Annotated in this window: 19 protein-coding genes; 9 read left to right on the top strand and 10 right to left on the bottom strand. The window is 70.7% G+C overall.

All coding sequences use genetic code 11. The features are described 5' to 3' along the window. Positions 1 to 6: 6 nt before the first annotated feature. Positions 7 to 1,566 (bottom strand): Re/Si-specific NAD(P)(+) transhydrogenase subunit alpha, encoded by a 1,560-nt coding sequence (locus ACIP64_RS25375; protein WP_401590957.1) that lies wholly within the window; start codon positions 1,564 to 1,566, stop codon positions 7 to 9. Positions 1,567 to 1,719: 153 nt separating this feature from the next. Further along, a complete protein-coding gene (locus tag ACIP64_RS25370) occupies positions 1,720 to 2,529 on the bottom strand; it encodes an SDR family NAD(P)-dependent oxidoreductase (RefSeq protein ID WP_401590954.1) in 810 nt (269 codons plus the stop codon). A 222-nt stretch (positions 2,530 to 2,751) separates the two neighbouring features. Between ACIP64_RS25370 and ACIP64_RS25365 the strand changes: the two genes are divergently transcribed. The 4 genes from ACIP64_RS25365 (at position 2,752) to ACIP64_RS25350 (ending at position 5,930) form a co-directional block, all read left to right on the top strand. Next, positions 2,752 to 4,152: a M24 family metallopeptidase gene (locus ACIP64_RS25365; RefSeq protein WP_401590952.1), complete on the top strand. Its 1,401-nt coding sequence runs from the start codon at positions 2,752 to 2,754 to the stop codon at positions 4,150 to 4,152. Between the two features lie 39 nt (positions 4,153 to 4,191). Beyond that, a complete protein-coding gene (locus tag ACIP64_RS25360) occupies positions 4,192 to 4,539 on the top strand; it encodes a hypothetical protein (protein ID WP_401590950.1) in 348 nt (115 codons plus the stop codon). A gap of 5 nt (positions 4,540 to 4,544) precedes the next feature. Then, the gene (locus ACIP64_RS25355) at positions 4,545 to 5,129 is read left to right on the top strand and encodes a carboxymuconolactone decarboxylase family protein (RefSeq protein WP_401590948.1); all 585 of its coding nucleotides are present in this window, start codon (positions 4,545 to 4,547) and stop codon (positions 5,127 to 5,129) included. A 90-nt stretch (positions 5,130 to 5,219) separates the two neighbouring features. Further along, positions 5,220 to 5,930 (top strand): hypothetical protein, encoded by a 711-nt coding sequence (locus ACIP64_RS25350; protein WP_401590945.1) that lies wholly within the window; start codon positions 5,220 to 5,222, stop codon positions 5,928 to 5,930. 79 nt (positions 5,931 to 6,009) lie between these two features. Here ACIP64_RS25350 and ACIP64_RS25345 read toward each other — a convergent pair whose 3' ends face one another. After that, positions 6,010 to 6,414, bottom strand: coding sequence for a hypothetical protein (locus ACIP64_RS25345; RefSeq protein ID WP_401590942.1), 405 nt, complete (start codon positions 6,412 to 6,414; stop codon positions 6,010 to 6,012). A 405-nt stretch (positions 6,415 to 6,819) separates the two neighbouring features. Between ACIP64_RS25345 and ACIP64_RS25340 the strand changes: the two genes are divergently transcribed. Together ACIP64_RS25340 and ACIP64_RS25335 are read left to right on the top strand one after the other, a co-directional pair. Next, positions 6,820 to 7,260, top strand: a complete 441-nt coding sequence (locus tag ACIP64_RS25340) for a hypothetical protein (protein WP_401590939.1) — start codon at positions 6,820 to 6,822, stop codon at positions 7,258 to 7,260. A 188-nt stretch (positions 7,261 to 7,448) separates the two neighbouring features. After that, positions 7,449 to 8,729: an FAD-dependent monooxygenase gene (locus tag ACIP64_RS25335; protein WP_401590937.1), complete on the top strand. Its 1,281-nt coding sequence runs from the start codon at positions 7,449 to 7,451 to the stop codon at positions 8,727 to 8,729. Positions 8,730 to 8,813: 84 nt separating this feature from the next. Here ACIP64_RS25335 and ACIP64_RS25330 read toward each other — a convergent pair whose 3' ends face one another. Next, positions 8,814 to 9,278, bottom strand: coding sequence for a peptidoglycan-binding protein (locus ACIP64_RS25330; protein WP_401590934.1), 465 nt, complete (start codon positions 9,276 to 9,278; stop codon positions 8,814 to 8,816). A 371-nt stretch (positions 9,279 to 9,649) separates the two neighbouring features. Here ACIP64_RS25330 and ACIP64_RS25325 point away from each other — a divergent pair, with 371 nt between their 5' ends. Then, complete coding sequence (locus tag ACIP64_RS25325) at positions 9,650 to 10,219, top strand: hypothetical protein (protein WP_401590932.1); 570 nt, start codon at positions 9,650 to 9,652, stop codon at positions 10,217 to 10,219. Positions 10,220 to 10,449: 230 nt separating this feature from the next. On the opposite strand, the gene ACIP64_RS25320 is transcribed toward ACIP64_RS25325, so the two are convergent. The 6 genes from ACIP64_RS25320 to ACIP64_RS25295 form a co-directional block, all read right to left on the bottom strand. Next, on the bottom strand, positions 10,450 to 11,343 hold the full coding sequence (locus ACIP64_RS25320) for an NAD(P)-dependent oxidoreductase (RefSeq protein ID WP_401590929.1): 894 nt from the start codon (positions 11,341 to 11,343) through the stop codon (positions 10,450 to 10,452). 46 nt (positions 11,344 to 11,389) lie between these two features. Then, complete coding sequence (locus ACIP64_RS25315; protein WP_360908094.1) at positions 11,390 to 11,929, bottom strand: flavin reductase family protein; 540 nt, start codon at positions 11,927 to 11,929, stop codon at positions 11,390 to 11,392. Between the two features lie 102 nt (positions 11,930 to 12,031). Further along, positions 12,032 to 15,088 carry a BTAD domain-containing putative transcriptional regulator gene (locus ACIP64_RS25310; protein WP_401590926.1) on the bottom strand — a complete coding sequence of 1,019 codons (3,057 nt, stop codon included), beginning with the start codon at positions 15,086 to 15,088 and terminating at the stop codon, positions 12,032 to 12,034. A gap of 166 nt (positions 15,089 to 15,254) precedes the next feature. Further along, positions 15,255 to 16,115: a cupin domain-containing protein gene (locus tag ACIP64_RS25305; RefSeq protein WP_401590924.1), complete on the bottom strand. Its 861-nt coding sequence runs from the start codon at positions 16,113 to 16,115 to the stop codon at positions 15,255 to 15,257. A 156-nt stretch (positions 16,116 to 16,271) separates the two neighbouring features. Then, positions 16,272 to 17,801, bottom strand: a complete 1,530-nt coding sequence (locus tag ACIP64_RS25300) for a 4-hydroxyphenylacetate 3-hydroxylase family protein (RefSeq protein ID WP_401590921.1) — start codon at positions 17,799 to 17,801, stop codon at positions 16,272 to 16,274. Between the two features lie 539 nt (positions 17,802 to 18,340). Then, positions 18,341 to 20,905, bottom strand: a complete 2,565-nt coding sequence (locus ACIP64_RS25295; protein ID WP_401590918.1) for an FG-GAP-like repeat-containing protein — start codon at positions 20,903 to 20,905, stop codon at positions 18,341 to 18,343. Positions 20,906 to 21,210: 305 nt separating this feature from the next. Here ACIP64_RS25295 and ACIP64_RS25290 point away from each other — a divergent pair, with 305 nt between their 5' ends. Then, positions 21,211 to 23,157 (top strand): hypothetical protein, encoded by a 1,947-nt coding sequence (locus ACIP64_RS25290; RefSeq protein WP_401590915.1) that lies wholly within the window; start codon positions 21,211 to 21,213, stop codon positions 23,155 to 23,157. 629 nt (positions 23,158 to 23,786) lie between these two features. After that, a complete protein-coding gene (locus ACIP64_RS25285; RefSeq protein WP_401590912.1) occupies positions 23,787 to 24,545 on the top strand; it encodes a DUF6928 family protein in 759 nt (252 codons plus the stop codon). Positions 24,546 to 24,652 lie beyond the last annotated feature (107 nt).

The following is a 24,652-nucleotide window of genomic DNA, read 5'->3' as shown; positions in this document are numbered from 1 at the left end:
AGCCCTTCAGCTTCTCGAGAACATGGAGAGCATCCGGCGGGTCACCGCGAAGCCTCCGAAGACATTGACGGAGGCCAGCAGGATCGCGATCGTCGACAGCGCGGTGACCGCCGCGCCGTTCGGGCTCTCGCCGTGGCCGATCTGCATCAGGGCGCCGACCACGATGATCCCGGAGATCGCGTTGGTCACGCTCATGAGGGGCGTGTGCAGGGCGTGGTGGACCTGCCCGATCACGTAGTAGCCGATCACCACCGCGAGCGCGAACACCGTCAGGTGTCCCAGCAGGGCGGGTGGTGACATGGCCGCGAGCAGGAACAGCGCGGCGCCGCCCGCTCCGACCACGGCGAACCGCCTCCGGGCCGGCACCGGCGTCTCGGCCCGGGAGCCCGCGGGCTTCGGCGCGCGGGCCGCGCCGGAGGGAGCGGCCGCCGGAGCGGCCAACACCTCCACGGGCGGCGGCGGCCAGGTCGACTCGCCGTCGCGGACCACGGTGATGGACCGCTGCACCACGTCGTCGAAGTCCAGTACCAGCCGGCCGTCCCTGCCCGGGGTCATCAGCTTCACGAGGTTGACCAGGTTGGTGCCGTACAGCTGGGAGGCCTGCGCGGGCAGCCGGCCGGGCAGGTCGGTCCAGCCGATGATGGTCACGCCGTTCGCCGTGACCACCGACTCGTCCCTGACCGTGCCCTCGACGTTGCCGCCGTTCGCGGCCGCCAGGTCCACGATCACGCTGCCCGGCCTCATCGAGGCGACCATCTCGGCCGTGATGAGCGTCGGTGCCGGACGGCCCGGGATCAGGGCCGTCGTGATGACGATGTCCATCTCCGGGATCCGGTCGGTGTACAGCTGGGCGGCGCGGGCGTTGTAGTCCCGCGACATCTCCTTGGCGTAGCCGGTCGCCGAGACCTCCACCTCGCCGGGGTCACCGGCCTCGACGGGGAGGTACTCGCCGCCCAGCGACCTGACCTGGTCGGCGACCTCCGGCCGCGGGTCGGTGGCGTGCACGACCGCGCCGAGACTGCCCGCGGCACCGATCGCGGCCAGACCCGCCACCCCCGCGCCGCAGACCAGGACCTTCGCCGGCGGCACCTTGCCCGCGGCGGTCACCTGACCGGTGAAGAACCGCCCGAAGGCGTGGGCGGCCTCCACCACCGCCCGGTAGCCGGCGATGTTCGCCATCGACGAGAGCACGTCGAGCGACTGCGCCCTTGAGATGCGCGGCACCGCGTCCATGGCCAGCGCCGTGATCGGGCGCTTGGCGAGGTCCGCCACCAGCGCGGGCTCGAACGCGGGGGCCATGATGCCCACGACCGTCGCACCCGGCTTCAGTGCGTCCAACTGCTCGGTCGACAGGGCGTTCACGCCGAGCACGACGTCGGCGGCGAGCGGGTCGCCGAGTTTCGCGCCGGCTTCGGCGTAGGCCTCGTCGGGGAAGCTGGACAGCGTGCCCGCGCCCGGCTGCACCACGACGTCGTACCCCAGCTTCACCAGCTGGACCACCGTGGCGGGGGTCGCGGCAACGCGCGTCTCGCCGCGGCGGGCTTCACTCACGATTCCGATCAGCATTCCCGTAACTCCCAGCTGTCGATGGTGCGGGGCACTCGCCGGACGTCCGCGCCCCGCGGACGCGGAAAAGGACGACGACGAGGACGACGACGAGGACGAGGAACGCCATCCAAGGTGAGGGCGCCTCGGATGGCGTCCGCCTGGGGGCCGCGATCAGGCGACGGGCTTCGTCAGACCGCCGTCGACGCGCAGCACCTGTCCGGTCATGTAGCTGGCGTCGTCGGACGCCAGGAACGCCGCCGCGGCACCGACCTCGGAGGGCTCGGCCCAGCGGTTGAGGCGGATGCCGAGTCCCTGCACCATGCCGGCCCGGACCTCCTCGGCGCTCTTGCCCTGCTGCTTGGCCATGGCCTCGGTCTTGGTGAGCCAGCCCTCGGTCTTGGTCATTCCGGGGGAGATCGCGTTGACCCGGATGTTGTCGGCGGCCGCCTCGCTCGCCAGGTAGCTGGTGAGGGCGACCACGCCCGCGTTCACGATGCCCGTGGCGCCGGCGTTGGGGACCAGCATGTGCGCGGTCGCTCCGACGACGTTGACGATGCTGCCGCTGCCGGACCGGCTGAGGAACGGGAGAGCGGCCTGCGAGACGCGGAGGAAGCCGAGCAGCTTCGTGTCGAAGGCCGCCGCGACGACCTCCTCGTCGACCTGGGCGAGGGACGCCGGGGCGAGTTGCGGTCCCGCGTTGTTGACGAGGATGTCGAGGCCGCCCTGCCAGGCCTGGACCTCCGCCAGCGCGCTGTTGACGGACTCCGCGTCGCTGACGTCCGCGACGACGGAGAGCACGTCCCCGGCGGCGAATCCGGCGGCGAGGCGGCCCGCGGCAGCCTTGACGGCCGCTTCGTCCCGGGCCGCGATCGCCACCTTGGCGCCGCGCTCCAGCAGTGCCCGCGCGATGGCGAAGCCCAGGCCTCGACTACCGCCGGTCACGAAGGCCGTGCGGCCCTCCAAGTTCCACCCTGCAGCCATGTTTCAGTCCTCCAGTCAGCGCTTTGGTGCTTGTGCCGAGAGTGGAACCGAAGGGCCGAAGGGGCGGCAAGCGCGGTTAACACATGGTTCACACGCGGGCCGGAGCGACCGCTTCGCACCTTTCGCATGGTTAACAGAGCACGCGGCACCCTCACCGAGTGAGTGCAGGTGGTGCGCGTGCCTCTCCCCACCCGCGAGTGTCCGCTCGGCAAAGGACTTGAGATGGCGATACCCACGTTTGGACCGAACGCAGTCGACTGGGAAACCCGCGTCGACATGGGCAGGCTCCGCGACGAGCGGCTGGCCCGGCTGCGCGCGTCGTTGGAGGAGTCCGACCTGGGCGCCGTCCTCGCCTTCGACTTCGCCAACATCCGCTACATGACCTCGACCAACATCGGCACCTGGGCGATCGACAAGATGATCCGCTTCTCCCTGCTGGTGCGGGGAGGTGAGCCGATCGTCTGGGACTTCGGTTCGGCCGCCAGGCACCACCAGCTGTACAACCCGTGGCTGGACCACTCGGGGGCCCACCCCGACGCCGATCCGCACGGGGCCCACCACGGAGCCGACCCCCGCAACCCGAGCGGTGCCCGCGCCGGCATCTCGACGCTGCGCGGCGCCATCAACCCGCTGGTCGGGATGGCCGACTCGGTCGCCCGGAAGATCAAGCACGAGCTGGAGCTCTACGGCCTCCTGGACGAGCCGGTCGGCGTCGACGTCATCGAGCTCCCGGTGCTGACGGCCCTGCAGAACGCGGGCGTCACGGTGGCCGACGGCCAGCAGGTGTTCCTGGAGGCCAGGCGCATCAAGACCCGCGACGAGATCCGTCTGCTCACCCACGCCTGCTCGATGGTCGACGCCGCCTACGAGAACCTGTACGAGTTCCTCCGGCCGGGCGTGCGCGAGAACGAGTGCGTGGGCATGGTGGCCAAGACCCTCTACGACCTGGGCTCGGAGTTCGTCGAGGGGGTCAACGCGATTTCCGGGGAGCGGTGCGCGCCGCACCCCCACGTCTTCTCGGACCGCATCGTGCGGCCCGGGGACCCGGCGTTCTTCGACATCCTGCACAGCTACAACGGCTACCGCACCTGCTACTACCGCACGTTCGCCGTCGGCAGTGCCTCCTCCGCGCAGCGCGACGCGTACACGCGGTGCCGTGAGTACATGGACGAGGCCATCAGCCTCGTGCGGCCCGGGGCCACGACGGCCGACATCGTCTCCGTGTGGCCGACGGCGCAGGAGTTCGGGTTCGCCGACGAGGAGGCGGCCTTCGCGCTCCAGTACGGGCACGGTGTCGGGCTGTCGATCTGGGAGAAGCCCGTCTTCTCCCGGCTGGTGTCCCTGGACCACCCCGAAGTGCTCGAAGAGGGCATGGTCTTCGCGCTGGAGACCTACTGGCCGTCGAAGGACGGCTGGGGCGCGGCCCGGATCGAGGAGGAGCTCGTGGTGACCGCGGACGGCTGCGAGGTCATCACCAAGTTCCCCGCGGAGGAGCTTCTCGTCGCCGGCCGGCGCTACTTCACCGTCTCCGGGCCGCTGTCGACCGAGCGCGACTCGCAGTCGCACCTGAACACCCCCACGGGGTCCCGGTACATCCGCCGAGGCAGCGCTGCCGACCTCTGACCGCGCGGCCGCTCCCGCCCGGCCGGAGCCGAGGACGCCATGAGCCTGTCCGAGCAAGACCCCCGAACCCCGGTCGCCTGGAGCGTCGCGCTGCGCGGCGCCGTACGCGGAAGGGCGGTGGCGCAGACGTCCGCCGCCGCCCTGGCGGTCGGGTCGACCCTGTTCATGGTCAACCTGTACGCGCAGGTCCGGGAGGGCCCGCTCACGTGGACGCTCGCGGTGCGCATCGCCCTCACTTTCCTCGTTCCGTGGTTCAACGCCACGACGGGGATCGCTCTGGGCCTGCGCCGGCCGGGCTCCGCGTCACGCGGCGGGTCCGCTTCCGACGCGTCCGCCCCTCCCCCGTCCCAAGCCTGCGGTCTCCCCGCGGGCCCCGTCGAAAGGTGATTCCCATGGCGCTGGTACCGCTTCTCACATCCGATCAGTTCTCGTCGGCCGACCAACCCGCCCTCGCGAAGGGGGTGAGTACCTGGGGCGGAGTGCTGAACACCTGGGCGGGCATCGGGAACAGCCCCGGCCTGCTCGCCACCTACCTTCCCTTCCTCGGGCAGCTCAACGGCCCGGGCGCGCTCGATCAGCGCGTGAAGGAGCTGGTCGCGGTCCGTGTCGCCGTGCTCAACCACTGCCGCTACACGGCGAGTCACCGCTGCACCTCCGCGCTGGCCAAGGGGGTCGGGGCCGATGAGCTCGCGGCCGTCGCGCGGGGCGAGCTCGGCGGCTTCACCGACAAGGAGCGGCTGGCGCTCCAGCTGGCCGACGAGATGACCGTCTCCCTCCCGAACACGCCCCTTGAGAAGGGCCTCACCGGCGTGTCGGCCCGGGTCCGCGAGGACGTTCAATGGTCGTTCGACGCGGCCGAGCTGGTCGAGCTCGTGATGTGCATCAGCGTGTGGAACGCCCTGGCGCGCTTCCACCGTGTCATGGCCTTCGACCTGGACATGCCGGAGGCGCCCGTGGCGGTGGAGAACCAGCTCTGAGACCACGGCGCGCCGCAGTGAGGCCGGTCAGGCAGGTGCCTGACCGGCCTGCCCCGGTTCTCCGGGCACTCCGCCCGGTAGGTTCCTCACATGGACCGGGCCTTCACCTTGAGCAGCCTTACCGAGAGCGGAGCTGACTTCCCCCCTCGGCGACTCACCGAACTGGCCGCCGAACTCGACATACCGGTGGCCGACCTCTTCGCCGTCGCGGGCCGGCCCGTGCCGGCGGCGCTCCTCCCCCCGGAGCGCGACGCCGACGTCATGCGGGAGTTCGCCTACCGCGTCAGCCACTGCGACCATGCGCGGCTGACCGCGCTGGAGGCATTCGTCCGCTCACTGCCACGGATTGCCGCTCCAGAGCCCGCCGCGCGGCCCGAAGAGCGGGACCGCCATCCCGCCGAGACCCCGCTGGCCGCCGTGCTCGTCGGACTGCTCCGCAATCGCGGCTTCGGCATCCGGGAACTGCCGTTCATGGGACTTGCCCGCAGTACACTGCTCCGGATGGTCCGTCGCTTCGACGCGAGTGCGCACCGCCGGCAGCAACTGTCCGCGATAGCGGGTCCGCTCGGCTGGACCCTGCCCGATCTCTTCGCGGTGGCCGGTGAGCCGTACTCCAAGGAACTCCGCCCGATGCTCCACTGCCACCACCTCGGGCGGGTCTTCACCGCGGCCGTCCCCCTGACCACCGCTCAGCTGATCGAGACCGCGAAGGAAGCGGACCGCCTGAGCATCCGCGAGGACCACGGAGCATGGCAGCCCGTTTCCCAAGGTTTCGCCGAGGAGTGCCCGGACCTCCGCTGACTCGCGGGGGCCGGCCGGGCAGCCCGGTCCGCCGGAGGCGTCTACCGCGACGACCAGGAAACAAGCGTCGATGCCTCGTTCACATTGTGTGTCCATTCCTGCGGTGGTCGCGGATGACCATGGCGGCACATGCGAGGGTGATGGCAATCCATGTGTAGATGACCGGGTTAACGAATGCCGGAACGAAGCTGTAGGTGCGTCCACTGTTCCAGTGGCAGGTAGCGGTGAGCGGGAAGGCACTTTGTTCGAACCAGTCCGCGTTTCGGGGCCATCGGGCTGCTTCGCTGCCGCACCCCTTCGCGAAGTCGACCGGGATCACGAACCAGAAGAGATTGACGGCGTAGACGACCACGGAGGCTCCCATCGAAAACAGGAGCCCAGGAAGCCATCGCTTGCCGTTGCGCCACTGGGTGATCCCGAATCCGATGAGGATGAGTGGTGCGACGAGGGCCGCCAGAAGTACGGCAGCGAATCGGGTAAGCATACTGTGTCTTCCTCATGGGCGCTCTGGACCGAGTAGCAATGTGATCAGTGGTCGCAGGCGATCAGCGACCGGGTGACCGGAGCGCCGAACTGGTCATCGTGACAGATGCCGGCGGCCCTTGCCAGGACGCGTTGAGCCAGGCCCCCCATGCCACACCGTTGCTTGTGGGCGTGGCACATGGCCGAGGAAGGCCTGCGCCGGCACGAGGCAGGCGAGTTCGGAATCGCTGAGCAGAGGTGGGCACCCTATCCACCGTCTTCCTCCGATCTCGTCGTCGATCGTCACGTACAGTGCGGTCACGAGGCTGTTCAGGTCGGTCATCACAACCGGATCTTGAACACCCTCGGTCCTCGTCCGCAGCCGATCTTCGGAACTGACGTGTAGTAGTTGAGGGTGGGATGGGCCATGGGAATGGTCGAAAGTCTCTGGAAGAACGGAGAGATGCCGCTCCGTGACGGGCTGTACCGGTCAGACGACTCCGGTTTGGAGCTGTATGTCGACGGCCCGGGGGCGTACCACCCAGATGCCGGGCAGCCGGTTCCCTTCCGTATCGGAGGACCGTTCGATGTGGCCCAGGCCATTGAAGAAGGGGGCATCGACGCGGTGGACACCAACTTCGAGAGCCTGCTGCCGGACAATTCAGGGTGGATGTCCGGCGGGGGCGGCGGGATGGGCAACATCGGCTACCTCGCCCGTCTCCACGCCGACCGCTCGTTGCGGTGGGTTGCCGTGATGTTCCACTCCAACCCATTCCTCAGCATGCGTTACGAGGGCACGAGCGCCGTCTTCACCAATGACTGGGGAAACCGCCTGATGCTCGACCTCACGAGGCCTGCTCTCGGCTGACGCCATGAAAACCCGTCGACCAGCGCGATCGGTCTTCAGCGTCAGAAGCACGCCTCGGGGTCGAGACGGTCACGACCGTGCCCGGCCCGCGCGCATGCCGAGTTCGTGTCGGCCGTACCGATGAGTCTTGTGCGGATCCGCAGTCGATACTGCCGGATGCACCGACAGCGAAGCACATGGAGGCAGTGATGGGCGTCGACGACTCCGCGCAGGAGCGCACGATCCGGACGGGCGAGCAGGGGAAGCCGGTGAGCGGTCCCAGGGTGCTGGTGGCGGGGGCGAGCATCGCGGGGCCCGCGCTGGCCCACTGGCTGCGTCGGTGGGGGGCCGAGGTGACCGTGGTGGAGCGGGCTCCCGAGCTGCGTCCCGGCGGGCAGGCGGTGGACGCGCGCGGGATCGCCAAGGAGGTCATCGGGCGCATGGGGCTGGACGCGGCGGTCCGCGCGATGTGCACCGACACCGCCGGCGCGCACACCGTGGACGCGGACGGGCAGGTACTGGAGACCTTCCGCGCGGACGACGACGGTGGCGACGGGTTCATCGCGGACGTCGAGATCCTGCGCGGGGACCTGTCCCAGGTGCTCTACGACGACACCCGCGACGGCGTCGAGTACGTCTTCGGCGACCGGATCGCAGAGCTCACCCAGGACGCGGACGGGGTCGACGTGGTCTTCGCGGGCGGCAGCCGGCGCCGCTTCGAGCTGGTGGTCGGGGCCGACGGGCTGCACTCACCGCTGCGGGCGATGGTCTTCGGGCCGCATGAGCGGTTCCTCCGCCACCTCGGGCACGTGCTGGCCTTCTACAGTGTGCCGAACAAGTTCGGGCTGGACCGCTGGCTGCTCGAGTACCAGGACCAGGAGTCCGGGCGCTCGGCCCTCCTGCGGCCCATCCAGGACGCCACTCGCGCGATGGCCATGTTCTACTTCGGCTCGGCTGACTTCGACGTCGACTACCGTGACGTCGCGGCCCAGAAGCGCCTGCTGCGTGAGCGGATGGCGGGCCTGGGCTGGCTCGCCCCCGACATCCTCGCGCACCTGGACGACACCCCGGACTTCTACCTCGACCAGGTCGCCCAGGTGGTGATGGACCGCTGGTCGGACGGACGGGTGGCACTGCTCGGTGACGCGGCGTTCAGCTCGTCGCCGATGTCCGGGCAGGGCACCGGGCTCGCTTTGGTCGGCGCGTACGTGCTGGCCGGAGAGCTGGCCGCCGCCGAGTGGGACCCCGACACCGGGTTCGCCCGCTACGAGGCGCGGATGCGCTCGTTCGTCGAGGCCAACCAGGAGATGGGCCGGTTGAACGCCCGCAGCCGCGACCTCCCCGGGCCGGACGCGGAGCCGGCCCCCGATTTCACCGGCGAGTGGTTCACCGAGCTGATCGGGCGCGCGATCAACGGCGTCGAACTGCCCGACTACGCGGGGGCGCCGGACTCCGCGGCCCCGGCCGGATCGCCGACCGCCTCGTCATGAGGGGGCAGGGGGTCGTCACGATCGCCCGGCGGCACGACAGGCGACGTGCCCGTACGGCGGAGCGCCGTACGGGCACGCCGTGGACTACCGCTGGTAGCAGATGCCCGTGTGGCCGCCGTCCTGGCCGCCGCTGTAGTCGTAGGCCTGGAACTCGAAGTAGGAGCTGGTCCTGGGACCGAAACGGCCGTCCACGCTCAGCACGTTGGTGCCCCAGTACTGGTTGATCCTCGTCTGGGCGTTCTTCATCGCCTGCTCGGTGGCGGGGCCGAAGTCCGAGTCCTCCCCGATGCTCTGGGCGTAGCAGGCGTTCAGGCTCTCCTGCACGACCAGCACGGCGATGTTGTGGTTCCCCCGGACCACGACGCAGTTGTAGTTTCCCGAGCCGTTGCTCGTCGACGGCACATGGAGGTACCACGACCCCCAAGAAAGCACGTTCGTGAAGCCGTTGCACGGGACCTCGGCGGCGGAGGCCGTGGGGGCCGCGCCGAACAGGCTGGCGGCCGCCATGAACACCACGGACAGGATTCCAGCGCTTAAGGACTTCCTCATCAGGCCTCCCGGACAGGGCGGCACCCCGTGGTCGGGGCATCGCCTACGGTCTCGCGGACGCGACCAGATTGGCAGTGTCCATGACAAATGACAACGGCGTAATCCGGTCATGGTCACGGGCGTGAAGGGTGCGGCTCATCGCGTGTCCGGGGCCCGCCTTGACGGACCGAGGGCGACCCACTGGCCGACGCGGTGGAGACCGCGCTGCGACGCACGATCCGAGGGACGCCGGCCCTTGGCGGGCGCGGTCGGTGTCGACACTGTCCGCCCCGGGCGCGGCCCGGATGCCGGCCGGCCATGCGGCCGGAGACGTCCTTCCGGATCTCCCCACCCCGGCGTACCGGCGAGGCCACGTAGACGATCATCAGGTCATGAACATGGACTATTGGACGCTGCTCGAAGACTCCGAGCGGGATCAGTGGACGTATGTCCCACGTCAGGCCATTGGGCCGCTGCACTTCGGGATGGACCGGGAGGATGCCGTCACCGCCATGGCGGCCCACGGCTTCGCCGCGAAGGAGGCCGACATGGGAAGCTGGCACTCGACAGGGCGTACTCAGTGGCGCATCGAATTCCTCAAGCCGAGGCGGGTGGCCCGGAGTCGGCCCGGTGGGGTGAAGTGCTACTTCATCGAAGGCGCGGGGTTGACGTGCGTGCTGGTCGATGGCCTGCTCGGCCCGCAGGTAACCCACAAGGGGATCCGTCTGATCGGCCGCGTGCCCTCGGAGCTGTTCCAAGACATGGAAACCTACGCGATCGAGCACGACGCCGGCCTCCGGTCCAGCCCCGGAGGCGATCTGTCCGTCGAGGAATTCGAGATCGAGCTGGGCGCTCAGCGTGCCGGTGACACAGCGGTGACCTGGGCCCTGTTCTTCAATACGGGGACGATCGCAAGCACTTCCTGGGACATCGCCCCCGCAGAAGTCTGGCACCACTGGTAGGGGCCGCGCACGCCCCCGCCGCAGCCGAGGATTTCGCCTCCTGGTCCGGCCAGCCGGTCACCTGGGCTCGGGGGACCCGGGAGGCGCTCACGGAATCCGGAGCGATCACCGGGTACGGCGGCCTGTCCATGCTCGCCGGCCGGACGCCGTCGCCGCCCGGGCCGCGAGCCGCCCAATGCGCCGGAAGCGGCGCCCGGCAGCCGGCCACCGGGCGCCGCCGCGGCTCGCGTTCAGGCGGGGACCTGGCCGGCCTCGCGTTGCAGCCGGACGAGGAGGGCCATGAAGTCCAGGTCGCCCAGGCCGGTCGAGATGCACGCCTGGAGCAGTTGCTGGACGACGCCGGTGACCGGCAGCGGGACCCCGCCGGCCGCGGCCGCGTCGAGGGCCAGGTCCAGGTCCTTGCGCATCAGCCGCGAGCTGAAGGTGGACGTGTAGTCGTCCGCCAGGAGGGGCCCGATCTTGTACTTCACCAAGGGTGACGCGACGGCCGAGGCGCCGACGACCTCCAGGAGCCTGTCCCGCCGCACGCCGTGGCCCTCGGCCAACGCGACGCATTCGGCGAGGAGTTCGGCCGTTCCGGCCACCATGAGGTTGAGGGCCAGCTTGATGATGCGGGCGGCCTCGCCCTCGCCCACGTGGAACACATGGGGGCCGATGTCGCGCAGCAGACCCTCCACGGCGGCGAAGACGGCGTCCTCGCCCGAGGCGATGATCGTGAGGTTCCCGGCGCGCACGACGCCCGGGTTGCCGCTCACGGGAGCGCGCAGGTACCGCACCCCGACGCTGTCGGCGGCGGCAGCCACCTCGTCGGAGACCTCCGCGGAGACGGTGCTCATCTCGATGAGGGTCCGCCCCTTGCCGGACGCGGACCGGACGAGCCCAGTGTCGGGCGCGAGCGCCACATCGGCGAGGGCGCGGGAGTCCGCGACCATCGTGATGCAGACCTCCGACCGGTCCCACGCCTCCGCGGGGGTGTCGAGCTCGACCGCGCCCTTGGCCACCAGGGCGTCCGCCCTGCCCTTCGACCGGTTCCAGACAGACACGTTGTGGCCTGCCTCGACGAGCCGTTCGGCGATGGCGGATCCCATCTGACCGAGGCCCAGTACGGATACGTTCACGTTCATCTCCTGATTGTTGTACTCACCCGGGGCGCCGGGGCGGAGCCGCGCGCTACATCGATGCGGCGAGGTGCCAGTCGAAGGCGAGCCGCGCGTGGGACTGGGGATCGCAGAGGCTGCCGAATCGTCCGCCGAAGTAGACGATGGGGTCCGCGTCGGCGGCGTAGCCGCAGTGGGCCACCTCGCCGATGAAGATCGTGTGGTCGCCCGCGGCGACTTCCTCGCTGAGGTCGCAGACGAAGTACGCGGCGGCGCCGTCGACGACGGCAAGGTCGTGGCCGGGGCGCAGCGCCATGCCGGCGAACTTGTCGTCGCACCGGCTCGCGAACCGCAGCGCGTGGTGCTCCTGGCCGCGGGAGAGGACGCTGACGGCGAAGACTCCGGAGCGCGAGATCGCGTCCCTCGACGCCAGGTTGTTCCCGACGCACACCAGCAGCATGAGCGGGTCCAGCGAGACGGACGCGACGGCGCTGGCCGTCATCCCCGCCGGTCCGTTCGGCGTCGTCGTGGTCACGATGGTGACCCCGGTCGTGAACCGCGCCATCGCCGCGCGGTAGGTGGCGGCCATGCCCTGCGTGCTCGATGTACCCATGTGGCCCTCCGTTGCCTGTGACGAGACGGCTTGAGCGTCGCCTGTAGCCGAGTGGCCCGAGTGTGACCGGCGACATGTTTATCGACGCGAAATCGGCCGGGCCTACAGGCGCAGTTGTGCGACGAGCCGGCGGACCTCGTCGGACGGCGGCACACCGAGCTCCCGCATCCGTACGACGTACCGCTGGTAGAGCGCGAGCACGGCGTCGTCGCTGCCGCTGGCGTGCGCCAGCTGGATGGCCAGCCGCCAGGCCTGCTCGCGGTACGGGTCCTCGCGCAGCACCCGGTCGACCAGCCCCTTGGCCTGGCGGTACCGGTTCATCCGGTAGGCGAGCCTGGCCGCGTCGACCCGGGCCGAAAGGAAGGTCTCGGCCAGTGCCGCGCGCCGCTCGGCGACCCAGACGCCCGACACCGTCGCGAGGTAGGGGCCCCTGTCGGCGCTGGTGAGGGCGTCCGACAGAGTCTGCAGGCGGGTCTCACCGTCCTGTCTGCCGGCCTGGGCGACCAGGTCGACCGCGCGTTGTGCCGAGCCCATGGCCAGCGCGGGGCCGGCCAGCCGGAAGACGTCGCCCTCCTGTGTCGGGCCCAGGTCGTCGGGCAGGACCTCGCGGAGCCGGTAGAGGGCCTGCCGGAGGTAGCTGCGGCCGGCGGCGTCGTTGCGGCCGCCGAAGAGCGCTCCGAGCAGCTCTTCACGGGTGGCACTGCGGCCGGGTTTTCCCAGCAGATAGCTGAGGAGCTCGACGCTCTTGGTCAGGCGGGGCTGAGCCGCGTTCCCGTCGACGGTGAGGGACGGCTCCCCGAACTCCTCCAGGACGAGGCGGGGCCTGCTCACGTTCACGCGTACGGGATCCTGGCCGGAGAGCGCGGCAAGGATCTCGTGCCAGGGCGACATGCGGCTGGACCTGGTGTCCGCGGCTCTGGCCGCGACGGACGGCACGTCCGCCAGGGCGGTCAGCAGCAGGTGCTGCGACCCTTGTGCCGTGGCCGAGGCGATCGCCAGGTCGGCCGTGGCGTCGGACTCGTCCTCGCGACCCAGCCGCCATTGGGCCTCGGCCAGGTAGACGGCGGCCGTCGGCAGATCGAGGCGGCGGTCGCCCCTCTGCATGCTCAGGACGCATTCGGCGAGGAGTTCGTGCCCTTCGGCGTCCCTGTCCTGGAGCAGCATCGACAGGCCCGACCACATCAGCCACGCCTCCCGGGTGAGGACGTACTCCGCGATCCCGCCCGCGGCGGCCTCCGCCAGTACCCGGTCGGCACGCCGTGTGTCGCGCTCGAAGCGCAGCAACAGCTTGGCCTCGGCGAGCAGGCCCATGTTCCGGTAGACCTTGGAGCCGGTCGCCGCGATGAGGTCCCTTCCCCGCACGACGGACGCGCGGGCCTCCTCGCCGCGGCCGAGGTCGAGCATGAGGTCGACGGCGTCGATGGCGTGCAGCCAGGCCGGCTGCGAGGAACCGCTGCGCGGCTCGAACATCGACATCGCCGCGTCGAGCCGCCCGGTGGCGCGCAGCGCGGCGACGACCCAGGGGCCGCCGAGCGTGGTGCGCCAGGGGTCGAACGACCCTGGTTCGTCGAGTCCTTCGAGGCGGCCGCGCATGAACGCCAGTCGCATCAGGAGACCGTCGAGGGGGCCGGACGGTGTCGCCGAGTACTCGGGGAACGGGGGCGGTTCCTCGCCGGTGGCGAGCGCGATCAGCGTGTGCGCGATGGAGGAGTTCCGGCCGGGGGACAGCTGATCGGCGATGGACCGCGCCTCCTCGATCCGGCCGGAGTGCCACAGGCACCAGCAGGCCAGGACGAGGGCCTCCTCGAAGTCGGGCGACCCCGGCTCCGGTAGCCAGCCGTACCCGTGGCGGTCGACGAGCTGCACGCCCCGGTCGCACTGCTCCAGCGCGAAGGCGACACGGAGGATGACCGCTCCGATCTCCGGGGTGGGCGTGCGGACCGACGCCCCCAGTGCGTCGAGCCAGCGTGCCGCGGGGGCGAAGTCCATCCGTGCGACGAGGGCGGGAAGGGTGACGGAGGCCAGCCGCCCGGCCTCCTCCACGTCCCCGAGCCGCAGCAGCTCGTCGACCGCCTCCTCGCGCTCGCCGCGGGCGATCAGCAGCTCGGCGTGCCGGCGGCGGACGCCGGCGAGGGTCTCGGCGTCCTGTTGTCCGAGGGAGGCCTGGAGGAAATCGCGGAAGACCGGGTGCGGCGTCATGCGCGCGCCGTCGGAGGACCACGTCACCGGGAGGTGCCGGGCGCGGAGGTCCGCCATGACCTGTGCCGCGTTCTCCTGGCCCATGACGCGGGCGCCCTCCACGGACACCTCGTCCAGCGGACTGGTGTGCAGGAGGAACGTTCTCTCCGCCGGGGAGAGCGAGTTGAAGACGTTCGCCGCGACATAGGAGCGCAGCGAGTCGGGATCCGGCTCGTGGGACTGCGCATGGCGCCAGCCCGCGAACAGCACCCCGGTGACCCAGCCCCCGGTGGCCGCGACCGCCTGGGCCGGGAGCACGTCGGATTGGCCCACGGTGCGCAGCGCCGCGCCGGCTTCCTGGTCGTCGAAGGCGAGGTCGCTCTCGACCAGTTCGCCCACCCGGTCGCGTTCGCTCGTCGGGCCCAGGTCGAGGCGGACGTCGACGCGCGAGACCAGGACGAGGTTCACGTCGGACGGCAGGTAGCGGGCGAAGGACGACAGCACCGCGATGCAGGCCTCGTCGGAGGCGATCCGCTCCACGTTGTCGCAGACGAGGATCAGCCCGCTGCCCTGGAGGCTCTCGGCCAGCAGACCCGCCGCCTCACCGATGTGCAGGCCGCTGCCCACCGCGTCGGAGGCCACCTCGGCGGCGCCGGGGACGGGTCCCTCGACGGCCGCTTCGAGGTAGACGAGCAGGCGCCCGGCGGCGCGCTCGGTACCGTCCAGCGACAGCCAGGCGACGGGCCGGTCCAGGCCCTGGACGGCCAGGGCCACCGCCGTGGTCTTGCCGGCCCCGGCGGTCGCGAAGACGTTCACCACGGTGTGGCGGTCGAGCACGTCCCGCAACCGCTGGTTGAGCCGCTCGCGGACGACGATGTCCTTCGCCGGCCGCGGCGCGGCCAGTTTCCGCCTGATGATCGCGCGAGGGCGGCGGCCCGGCGCCGCGGGGCCGCGGGGCCGGTCTGATCCGGAGTCATCCATCGGTGGTCGCGCCTCCGTTGTCCCTGGGCGAGTGGTTCCGATGCGGCCGGTGGCCCCTGGCCCGGGACGGTCAGCGGCCTGCCGGCGGGGGTGCCGCCGCGGGCGCGGGGGTGTCCGGGTCCGGCGTCCCGCACGGCCCCCGGACACCGCCCGCGCCGTCGAGGCGCTAGTGCTCCTCGGGGAGGCTGCGCCAGTCGTCGGGGAAGAAGAAGCCGTCCGAGGTCGGAGGGATCGGCGACTGCACCTCGATCCAACGGGCCGGTTCGTCACGCTCGTTGACGAAACCGTGGGTGCCGTTGGTCCCCGCCCACACCAGATCGCCCGTCTCGACGATCTCGTCCTTGCCGTCGAGGGTCCCCCGCATGCCGCCGGAGGTGAAGTAGTAGATCTCCTCGAACGGGTGGTAGTGGACCTTGGCGGCCTGGCCCGGGCCGGACTTCGGCGCGATCTCGCACACGAAGACGGTGTGGTGCTGTGCTCCCAGGAGCTGGTCGACCATCATCCTCAGGCTGATGTTCTTGACGTTGGGGCCGTGGTAGCCCGGCATCGACAGCTGCGCGTACGGGGCCATGTCCGAGTCCTGGAAGTGCCCGACGAAGCGGTGCCGGGGGTCCGTCTCCGAGGGGCGGCCGAGGTTCTCCCCCGGCGCGGGCGTGGCGGCGATACGACTGCGGGCGCCGTCGAAGGTCGGCGGCTTGGGTGCGCGGACCCCGAGCCAGGTCAGTCCCTCGTCGCCGGCGGACAGCGCGTGGGCGACTCCGACGGGCGCGACACCGTAGTCACCGCTGCCCAGTTCGTAGCGCAATCCGGCGAAGGCGGCCTCGCCGGATCCGCCGGTGATGAACCACGACTCCTCGAAGGGGCAGCGGGTCCAGCCCGCGGTCGCCCCAGGAGCCAGCTCGTACAGACTCACCTCCAGGTGGGCGGCACCGTGCTCGTGTCCGACCAGGAGCGCCTGCCGCAGCCCCGGCACGCCCTCGACGTCGGAGAACGTCCGCTCCGACGCGCGTGAGATGTAGTAAGCCATGTCAACTTCTCCGTTCACACGCGAGGGCGCCGGTGCCGGCGTCCCTCGCCCAGTTGCTGCTGATCCTGTTCGGGAGCCGCGCGGGGCGACGGGGCGGACAGGCGGTCCGCGGACGGCCGCCGCCGCCGCGGACCGCCCCCCGCACCGTCATGCGGCTCAGCGGACCCGTGAGCCCTCGAGCTGTGCGCCGTCGAGGCGCCGGGCGTACTCGGCCTGCTGGGTGTAGGCCGTCGCCTCGGGGGCGGCGGGCTCCGAGACGCCGCAGACCTTCCGGGCGAGCTGCGTGAGCGGCCCGGTGGGCGACAGCTCCGAGCGGGTCATCGTGCGCATGCGGGTCCCGAGCAGGGGGGTCCCGTTGAACTGCTCGAAGGTGCTCACCCGGTCGCCGAAGTCGGAGAGGAACAGGTCGCGGATGACGCGCGAGATGCGCACGCGGTCGTAGGGCTCGCCGGCCGCTCCCGCCTGAAGCGGTTCCAGCCACTGGTGCAGCTCGGGGTTGTTCCACTGTTCCTCGGTGGGGAACAGGAGCGAGGCGCGGCCGGCGAGGTCGACCACCTCGTTCCTCATTTCCGCGTACCTCTCCAGGTAGTACGAACGGCCGAAGTCGAAGAGCAGGACATTCGGCTTGTAGAGCCCCGACGGCGAGATGAACCCTTCCGTCTCGGACGCGATCACATGGGCGCGCATGGTCTGGTAGAACTCGACGAGACGCGCCAGGCGGGCCTGCACCGGAGGAATCTGGTAGGTGCCGAGGTGCTCGGTGATCAGCATCGCGAGTCCGACCATGAGTTCGGCCCGGACCATCTGCCGGATCAGCGACTCGTAGTGCGTCCAGTCGAAGATGCGCTGCGGGTACAGCGAAGCGTGCTCGGGACTTCCGATGTGGAATACGAGCTCCCACGGAATGAACACATTGTCGAAGATGACGGTGCATTCGAGCTCGTCGCCGGCCGAGGAGATCGGGTGGTTGTCGGGGTCGTCTCGCACCGTCGCCTCGCGGGAGACGATCGTGACGCCCGGCGCGTTCGCAGGACAGGCGCCGTAGATGACCTGTTCGCTCTCGATTCCAGGGCGGTAGAAGACGCCGATGTGGATGTAGTCGGCGAACGGCACACCGGTGGCGACGGCTTTGACACCGTTGACCACGATGCCGTCGTCGCGGGTCTCCACAACACGCAGCGCGGTCGTGGCCGCGTGCTGCTTGGACCGGTCGATCTGGGGGTCGATGAAGGCGAAGGCGCAGTTGAGGTCGCACTCCTTCACCAGTTCCAGGAACTTCCGGATGCCCGCGGTCAGGTCGCGCCCGCCGGTGCCCACGGACTGGTCGCTCCACGGCTGCGGGTCCTCCTCGTAGGTGACCAGGCCGTAGTTGTTCGCGCACGGGGTGCGCCCGATCGATCCGCCGTCGAGCTCGCGGACCACGGTCTCCAGATACACCCGCTTGCGCCGCAGCCCCTCGGCGTCCCCGTGCTTGAACCACATCATCGAACGACGCACCCCGTCGTCGTCGACGAAGGTCATGGCGTCCTGCATCCCGGGCTCGTGATGCAGGTCGTAGAACTTCGCGAAGGTCTTGGCCGCTGCACGGGTCTTCGGGTGCGTCGTGACGTCGTCGACCCGATCGCCCCCGACCCAGACAACGCGTCCGTCCCTGAGGGACTCCAAGTACTGGTCGCCAGTTCGCATTGAATGCCGCCTTCCCACTTCACCGAGTACCGTCGTGCATGGCCCGCTCCTGCCGGGTCGTCCCGGAATTTCCCTCGGCGGATACCGTCCGGGAATTCCGGGAGCCCGTTCGCTTTCAACGACTCGGAGTACGGGAAATCAGCGCCGCGTCGACCGGCCGTCCGACTTGCTCGATGTGCGTCGACGGCACGTTCTGGTGCGGCGCGGAAACTCGCTCGACCGTTGATTTCCCCGAGGTTAGCCAGGAGATGTTAGGCGGCCGTTAATCGCGCCGGGGTGCCGTGAGCAACGTTGTCGTGCAGTCCGGCCGCGTAACGGGTCCTTGCTCGCACGTACACCCCCTCCCTTCCGAGAACGATCATTCGTTTCGCGTTGCCCATCCTGAGGCACCGGGCGGTTGAGCGTCTAGACGAACGTTCGTTTTTCTTTAGAGGCGAAGCCCTCCCCCGCGCGACGGCCGGAACGCACACGTCGCCCCCCCCGTGCTGGGGAGGGCGACGTGTCGGTGCGCGGCAACCCGAGGGAGGTTGCGCCGGTCGTCAGAGTCCGGCGACGGCCTGCGCATCCGAGCTCGACGGGTCCGGGGTGTGCGCCGGGGCCGATGCCCATCGGTCGAAGCGGTCGGTGGGGGCGTTGGTGACGCGGAACGTGCCGTCGCCGCCCGAGAACGCCACCGGCAGCGTGTACCACCACGGGGTGTGCGGGCCGCGGACGAGGGCGACGTCCGTACGGCCGTCCCCGTCGAAGTCGCCCGCCTGCACCCTCACTCCGGGTACGGAGGCCCAGCCGGCGAAGTCGACCGACGACGCGTTCGTGACCCGGAACGTACCGTCCCCGTTGGAGAACGCCACCGGCACCGAACCCCAGCCGCTCCCCCCGACCAGCGCGACGTCCGCCCGCCCGTCGTGGTTGAAGTCGCCGCCGACCGGCTGCACCCCCGCCACCTGAGCCCACGCCGCGAAGTCGGACGAGGGCGTGTTGGTCACCCGGAAGGTGCCGTCGCCGCCCGAGAACGCCACCGGCAGCGTGTACCACCACGGCGTACCGGGCCCCGGTACCAGGGAGATGTCCGTGCGGCCGTCCCCGTCGACATCGCCCGCCTCGATCTTCGCCCCCGGCACGGAGGCCCAGCCCGCGAAGGCGACGGAGGAGGCGTTCGTGACCCGGAACGTACCGTCCCCGTTGGAGAACGCCACCGGCACCGAACCCCAGCCGTTCCCGCCGACCAGCGCGAGATCGGTGCGGCCGTCGTGGTCGAAGTCGCCGGGGACGACCTGCGCCCCGGGGACCTGAGCCCATCCGGCGAAGCTGTCCACGGAGCCGTTGGTGATGCGGAAGGAACCGTCCCCGTTGGAGAACGCCACCGGGACCGAACCCCAGCCGGGACCGCCGGCCAGCGCGATGTCCGAGCGGCCGTCCCCGTCGAAGTCGCCCACCTGCGGCTTCACCCCCGGCAGGGACGCCCAGCCGGCGAAGTCGCCGACACTGGTCCTCGTGGCCCGGAACGTCCCGCCGCCGGCGGCGAGGGCCACCGGCAGGGTGTTCCAGCCCTCCGCGCCCAGCGCGGCGAGGTCGGTGCGGCCGTCTCCGTCGAAGTCCCCGCTGTACGTCCGCGCTCCGGGTGCGGCCGCGAGGCGGGGGAAGTCGCCGGCAGCAGCGAAGTCCTGGGAGAAGCCGCCGTCACCCTGGGAGGACGCCACGGGCAGGCCCTGCCACGCGTCCGAGGCGCTGAGCGCCATGTCGGTGCGGCCGTCGCCGTTGAAGTCGCCGCTGGAGACGGCCGCGGTCGCGGTGGTCGAGGAGACGCCCTGCCCTGGGTTGACGAACACCCCGCCGGGATAGCCGACGTCGCACAGGCCGTCGCTGTCGACGTCGCCGAGCGAGACGTCCGCGAGCCGCGTCGTCGACTGGTTGAGGTAACTCCAGCGGCCGCCCAGCGAGCTGGACTGGTACCACCAGGTGATGCCGGTGGCGATGAAGGCGTCGCCGACCCCGTCACCGTCGAAGTCGCAGTACTTGCGCTGGCCGCCGGTGTACGAGTCCAGGGTGTTGGCGGACTGGTGCAGCCCGGTCTCGGTCTGGTCCAGCGCCGCGTGGATCGGCAGGATCGAGCCCACCCAGAGACTCGAGTGCTGGAAGACATTGTGGGACACCGTCATGCCCACGCTGGGGGTGCCGCGCAGTTTGACGCCCGTCCCGTTGGTGTACCAGACGGTGTTGTACTCCACGTCCATGTACTCGCCGGCCGAGCCGCACTCGTAGCTGCACGACGAGTCGTTGCCGTGCATGTCGATCTCATGGGTGTGCCAGACATGGGAGTTGTCCCCGCCGCCGCCCCAGATCAGGTTGCGGTACGCCAGGTAGCCGTCGCCGGCCGAACCGTCGCCGGTGATCGCGTGCCGGTTGTAGTCGAACACGTTCCGTTCGACCAGGGAGTAGGCGCCGTGGCTCATCACCACGCCGTAGCCCGCGCCGTGACCGCAGCAGAAGGTGCCGGTGGGGTGCTGGTTGTGGTGGATGTAGTTGTCGTGCACCCACACGGTCCGGGCGTTCTGCAGGCCGATCCGGTTCTGGCCGTCCAGGACGCTCACCGCCGCTCCGCGCCAGTGGTCGATCTCGCTGTGGTCGATCTCCACGTTCAGGCTCGAATTCACGCGGATTCCGTCGGAGTCGCTGGTGTCGACCGCCGAGTACGGATCGTCGCTCTCCCCGCCCTGCAACCGGATGCCGCTGATCCGCACGTTGTCGCTGTGTGTGCCGTCCCCGTCGTTCCCGACCATCAAGAGGATGCGCGGGAAGGAGGTGGTGAGCAGCCGCGGCCCCCGCGGACGTTGCGAACGGTCGCCCAGGATCTGCACGCCCGGGGCGACCGGCAGGGACTCCCGGCCGGTCAGGTCCAGGTCGACGTTCCCGGCGATGCGCACCACCGCGTCCGGTGTCGCGATCGCCTGGACGAACAGGTCCTGCTGGCTGTTGGAGGTGATGGAGAAGGCCGGCGCCGCGGCGGGCGCGGCGGACGCCGCCGGACCTCCGCCGAGCAGCAGCCCGAACGCGAGCGCCACGGCGCCGCCCAAGGCGGAGCGCCGAAGCCCGAAAAAGCCCACGACTGAGTCCCCTTCGAAGGAATGGACGAATGGATTGCCCCCTGCCAGGTGGGCGTTCCAGGCCGTGCCATCCCGTGCCGCGCCGTGCCGCCGCTTTCCCCGCCGGTCCCCGGAAGCGGCCGGAGCCAGGACCTCACGGGGCGTCAACCCGCCGTACGACGTGCGGCTGTTCCCCGGATCCGGCCTCTGCGATAGCCTTACTCGCCGTCCTCCGCCTGTGGCAAGGCCACCGATCACGACCGACACGGCGGTCCGGCGGGCTTCCCCCTGGCGTTGTCGAGTGCACCCAGGAGAGAAACGCTGCCGTGAACGATGTCGATGCGCCCGCGCGGGACGCGACGGGTCCGGACGCGCCGGCGGCGGAACGGTCCGCCGAACTCCGGACGCTGCTCGACGAGGGCACCCGTGCCGTCGTCGACGACGGCGATCTGCGCGCCGGCCGCGACCGGTTCGAACGGGCCTACCGGATGGCCGAGTCGGCCGGTGACGCGCGGGCGATGGCGGTGGCGGCCCTCGGCTTCGGCGGCCTGTGGGTGCACGAGCACCGCACCGTGGCGGGCTCGGTGCTCCTGGAATCACGGATACGCCAGGCACTGGGCGTGCTGGACCCCGAGTCGTCGCTGGCCCTGCGGCTGCGGATCCGGCTGGCCGGGGAGGGCGACTACCGCCGCAGCGACCAGACGGCCGTGCTGGCGCTGCTCGAAGAGGCGCGGTCCCGGCGCAGTCCCATGGCGCGCGCGGAGGCCCTCAGCCTGGCCCACCACTGCCTGATCGGCCCGGAGCACGGCGCGCTGCGCCGCGAACTGGCCGCCGAACTCGTCGCGGAGAGCTTCCGCACCTCGCGCCGCAGCGATCTGCTGATGGGCCTGCTGTGGCAGACGGTCGACATGTTCCTGGACGGCGACCCGCACGCGGAACGCTGCCTGGCCGAACTGCGCGGCCTGCTGGCCGAGCAGGACCACCTCGCGGTGGGCTTCGTCGTGAACGCGATGGGCGTCATGCTCGCCGTCCGCGCGGGCCGCCTGGACGAGGCCGAGGAACTGGCCCGGGCCTGCACCGAGCGCGGGACCGCCGCGGGGGACGTCAACGCCACCGTGTGGCAGGCCGCTCAGCTGGTGACCATCCGCTGGTACCAGGGCCGGGTGGTGGAACTGGTGCCGCTGCTCAGCGAAGTGGTCAACTCCCCCACGCTGAGCGCCGTGGACGACCATGCCCTGGCCGCCCTCGCGGTGGCCGCGGTGACGGCCGGGGACCGGCGCAAGGCGGTCAGCGCGCTGGCCACCCTGTGCGGTCGCGACCTCGGCGACCTGCCCCGGTCGAGCAGCTGGATGGTGACGATGCACGGTGTCGCGGAGGCCGCCTACCTCCTCGACGACACCGCCACGGCGGCGCGGGTGTACGAACTGCTCAGTCCGTACGGGCACTTGCCTATGGTGGGCAGTCTCGCCGTGGCCTGCTTCGGCTCGGCCCAGCACGCCTTGGGGGTCGCGGCACTGACCACGGGGGACGTCGACCGTGCCGTGGCCCATCTGCGGGACGCGGTACGGCAGAACCTCGCCCTCGCGCACTGGCCCGCGGTCACGGCGTCCCGCGAGCGGCTGGCGACGGCACTCGAACGGGCCGGCCGGCCTGCGGAGGCGGACGCCGTCCGGCAGGAGATGGCCGCGGTCGCGGAGCAGAGCGCGGGGCCACCGGTGGACGACCGCGGAAGCGCCCCGTCGCCGACGGCGGTCTGCACCCGGTTGGGCCGCAAATGGCGGATCGGGCTCGGCGGGCGCAGCGTGCTGGTGGAGCACAGTGTGGGGATGCTGCACCTGGTGGTGCTGATCGCCAATCCGCGCCAGGAGATCCGGGCCGTCGACCTGGTGGCGGGGCTGACCGCGCTCAGCGAGGCTCCCGAGCGTCCGGCCCTGTCCGGGCAGCCGGTGCTGGACCGGGTGGCGACGCAGGAGTACCGCGACCGCCTGGCCCGGCTGCGTGCGGAGCTGGACGAGTTCAGGACGGCCGGCGACGACGACCGGGCGGCCGCCGCCCAGGCCGAGCACGACTGGCTCAAGGGCCAACTCGTCGGCGCCACCGGCCTGAACGGACGCGCCCGCCGCTTCCCCGAGGGCAAGGAACGCTCCCGGGTCGCGGTGAGCAAGGCCGTCCGCCGGGCCCTGGACAGGATCGCGGCGGCCGACCCCGTGATCGGCGAACACCTGCGGCACGCCGTCCACACCGGCGTCCGCTGCTCGTACTGGCCGGACTGACGGCGGCCGGGTGCAGCGGCCCGAATGGAGCCCGGATCTGCTGCGGGCCACGAGCGCCGGCCTGGCCTGCGGCGACACGCGCGACGAGGCCGTCTCAAGTCCGGGCCGCCGGTCGGGCACCTCGTCGGCGGCCAGGTGAACCATCGGAGCCGGGCTTCTCCCGTGGTTCACCCACGCTGTTCGCTGCTGCCGCCCAGTTGGAACGCGAGCGGCTGTGGCCGGGTGCGCTGGCCCAAGCCTTCCTCCAATGGTCACGTACAGCTCGCCGTCCGGCTCTAGGACTGTCCGGCGACCGCGACTGCCCGCTGTGCAATCCCTTCTACAAGACCGATGAACGCGCAGTCCTCGAACTCGCGCTTCATGCTCTGCCTTCACGGCCGGCGCGTGAACTTCGGTTCTTGGTCGCTCCGCTTGACGCGCTCTATGTGGCGCGGACCTGGCCTGGCCCTTATGCCTCCCCGGATGAGGGTCGGTGGGCCCGGCGGTGCTGGGGCTGACTGCCGATCGGGCCTTGGTCGAGTGCGCCCTTCGTCCCGGAGTCGAATGGACCGGAGCCGGCCCATCTCGCGTTGTCAGTGGGGGCGGCTACTGTGCACCCACCAACGAGGGCCACGCCCTGAGGAGGGGTTTTGGGAGCCAAGACGGGCTTTCTCGTGTACGCCGAAGGCGACGTACCGGTGCTGCTGCGAGAAGCGGGCGCAGCGGACCTCGCACGCACGGCCGACATGATGCGACTGCTCTACCCGGGCTGGGAGATAGAGGAGAGCGCGGGCTCGACTCTCTGGAACGGCGTATACCCCCCGGAGGGGACGGCGTACGCGGCGAGCTGGCCCGGCGTCGAGGTTATCGGCGACCAGAGGGTGATGATCGACTTTCCTTCCCAGCTCCCGGAACACCTCGTGGCGGCAAGCGCCGGCCGGCGGCTCGTGCTGCACGCGATGCACAGCGTTGTGGACTGGCTCGCGTTCGCTGTCTGGGAGGACGGCCGACTCGTCCGCTCTCTGAGCCTGTCCCCGGACAGCGGCATCATGGAGAACATCGGCGAACCTCTCCCCTTCGAGCTGCCCTACTGGGCCGGAGACCGCCCGGCCGACGTCATCCCCTGGCCTGACGAGGACGAAGAGCCCTACCCGCTGCCGTTCCACCCCTTGGAACTGGGCGAAGAAGCACTGCGCGCGCTCTGCGGCTTCGTACGGGAGGGCCGCCCCGAGCCGGCCGACATCAACGCGAACAGCATCCGACTGCACGGCTTCCGGGTCCGGGACCCGCACGGCCCTGACCCCGCGGAGCGGGAAGCGGCACTGCAAAGAGCCATGGAAGTCATGGGCCCACCACGCTTCTTCTCTCTGGGCCCTGACGGCTCACTCATCGAACGCGACGGCCTTTAGCCCGGGACTTCTTCGTCCCGAAGCACTGCGAGCGACTGTGCGACTTGCAGCCGAACCGCTTGTGACCTGGGCGGACCGTCCGCGAGCGTCCGTGGTTGTGTGCGCAC

This window comes from Streptomyces sp. NPDC088733, from assembly GCF_044751185.1.
GTDB lineage: Bacteria > Actinomycetota > Actinomycetes > Streptomycetales > Streptomycetaceae > Actinacidiphila.
Note: the sequence above shows the minus strand (reverse complement) of the source record. Positions and strands in the feature narration are given on the sequence as shown.

Excerpts from the sequence above, each read along its gene's own strand:
- ACIP64_RS25335 (WP_401590937.1), top strand. The coding sequence starts at position 7,449 with ATGGGCGTCGACGACTCCGCGCAGGAGCGCACGATCCGGACGGGCGAG.
- ACIP64_RS25330 (WP_401590934.1), bottom strand. The coding sequence starts at position 9,278 with ATGAGGAAGTCCTTAAGCGCTGGAATCCTGTCCGTGGTGTTCATGGCG.
- ACIP64_RS25340 (WP_401590939.1), top strand. The coding sequence starts at position 6,820 with ATGGGAATGGTCGAAAGTCTCTGGAAGAACGGAGAGATGCCGCTCCGT.
- ACIP64_RS25305 (WP_401590924.1), bottom strand. The coding sequence starts at position 16,115 with ATGGCTTACTACATCTCACGCGCGTCGGAGCGGACGTTCTCCGACGTC.
- ACIP64_RS25370 (WP_401590954.1), bottom strand. The coding sequence starts at position 2,529 with ATGGCTGCAGGGTGGAACTTGGAGGGCCGCACGGCCTTCGTGACCGGC.
- ACIP64_RS25320 (WP_401590929.1), bottom strand. The coding sequence starts at position 11,343 with ATGAACGTGAACGTATCCGTACTGGGCCTCGGTCAGATGGGATCCGCC.
- ACIP64_RS25350 (WP_401590945.1), top strand. The coding sequence starts at position 5,220 with ATGGACCGGGCCTTCACCTTGAGCAGCCTTACCGAGAGCGGAGCTGAC.
- ACIP64_RS25355 (WP_401590948.1), top strand. The coding sequence starts at position 4,545 with ATGGCGCTGGTACCGCTTCTCACATCCGATCAGTTCTCGTCGGCCGAC.
- ACIP64_RS25315 (WP_360908094.1), bottom strand. The coding sequence starts at position 11,929 with ATGGGTACATCGAGCACGCAGGGCATGGCCGCCACCTACCGCGCGGCG.
- ACIP64_RS25365 (WP_401590952.1), top strand. The coding sequence starts at position 2,752 with ATGGCGATACCCACGTTTGGACCGAACGCAGTCGACTGGGAAACCCGC.
- ACIP64_RS25300 (WP_401590921.1), bottom strand. The coding sequence starts at position 17,801 with ATGCGAACTGGCGACCAGTACTTGGAGTCCCTCAGGGACGGACGCGTT.
- ACIP64_RS25345 (WP_401590942.1), bottom strand. The coding sequence starts at position 6,414 with ATGCTTACCCGATTCGCTGCCGTACTTCTGGCGGCCCTCGTCGCACCA.
- ACIP64_RS25310 (WP_401590926.1), bottom strand. The coding sequence starts at position 15,088 with ATGGATGACTCCGGATCAGACCGGCCCCGCGGCCCCGCGGCGCCGGGC.
- ACIP64_RS25375 (WP_401590957.1), bottom strand. The coding sequence starts at position 1,566 with ATGCTGATCGGAATCGTGAGTGAAGCCCGCCGCGGCGAGACGCGCGTT.
- ACIP64_RS25325 (WP_401590932.1), top strand. The coding sequence starts at position 9,650 with ATGAACATGGACTATTGGACGCTGCTCGAAGACTCCGAGCGGGATCAG.
- ACIP64_RS25360 (WP_401590950.1), top strand. The coding sequence starts at position 4,192 with ATGAGCCTGTCCGAGCAAGACCCCCGAACCCCGGTCGCCTGGAGCGTC.